The 962-nt window shown below is 39.2% G+C and carries 1 protein-coding gene; it reads left to right on the top strand.

What is annotated here, in order from left to right:
* Positions 1–96: 96 nt before the first annotated feature.
* The coding region (locus BT797_RS02125) for an IS5 family transposase (protein WP_075470972.1) at positions 97–962 on the top strand (866 nt) is incomplete at its 3' end.

Genomic DNA, 962 nt, shown 5'->3' with positions numbered 1-962 from the left:
GGCTTTGTAGCAGCGCTCAACAAATCATCAATTAGGCAATGCCAGCAGGGTCGGTTATTATTTTAATCGACCTTTCATATCAGTATGATTTAACAAATGCCTTACAAATACAACCAAACTAAGAAGCATACTTACCGACAACGTAATTATTCAGATTATAACAACGCCCTCAAAAACAGAGGTCGAATAGATATTTGGATATCGGAGGAAACGTTGAAATCTTGGCAAGATGATGTGCGTATTTATGATGGTACTGGTTCAACAGTTAAATACCCAAATAGCACGATAGAAGCTTGTCATTACTTACGTATGGTATTCAGATTACCTTTACGTCAAACGCTGGGATTTATCGAAAATATACTTGAGATGTTCAGCGCCGATAACCTTCAATGTCCAGACTATACATTACTTTCGAAGCGGCTTTTCCAGCTAGGTTTTGATACACCTAAATTTAAACGAAATGAAAAGATGGACGATGACATCGTCGCTATCGCCATTGATTCTACAGGCTTAAAGCGATTTGGTCGGGATGAGGGGCATCAGGAAAAGCATAAGGTGAACGCCAAACGAAGTTGGCGTAAAGCGCATTTTGGGGTTAATGGTAACCACATAATTGAAAGTGCAGTCTTAACGCATAAAGACGAGATGGATGACCAGATTGTTGATGCTATTTGTGCTCAAATTACAGTAGCTGTCGAGCATATTACCGCAGATAAAATGTATGACACCAACGCTGTTTATCAAACATTGGAAAAGTACTTTCCAGATGCACAAATTATCATTCCGCCGAAAGATAATACGTTTGCGGATGAGTTCCATCATTCAAAACGAATGAGTAATTTAATTGAAAGCTTTGCTTTAGGGATAATGCGCTGGCAGAAACTTCGGCATTATGGACGGCGAAATGTGTCAGAAACTGCGATGCAGAGGTATAAAAAAATACTTGGGAATAAGTTACACAG

This window comes from Moritella viscosa, from assembly GCF_900120065.1.
In the GTDB taxonomy this organism is placed as follows: domain Bacteria; phylum Pseudomonadota; class Gammaproteobacteria; order Enterobacterales; family Moritellaceae; genus Moritella; species Moritella viscosa.
Note: the sequence above shows the minus strand (reverse complement) of the source record. Positions and strands in the feature narration are given on the sequence as shown.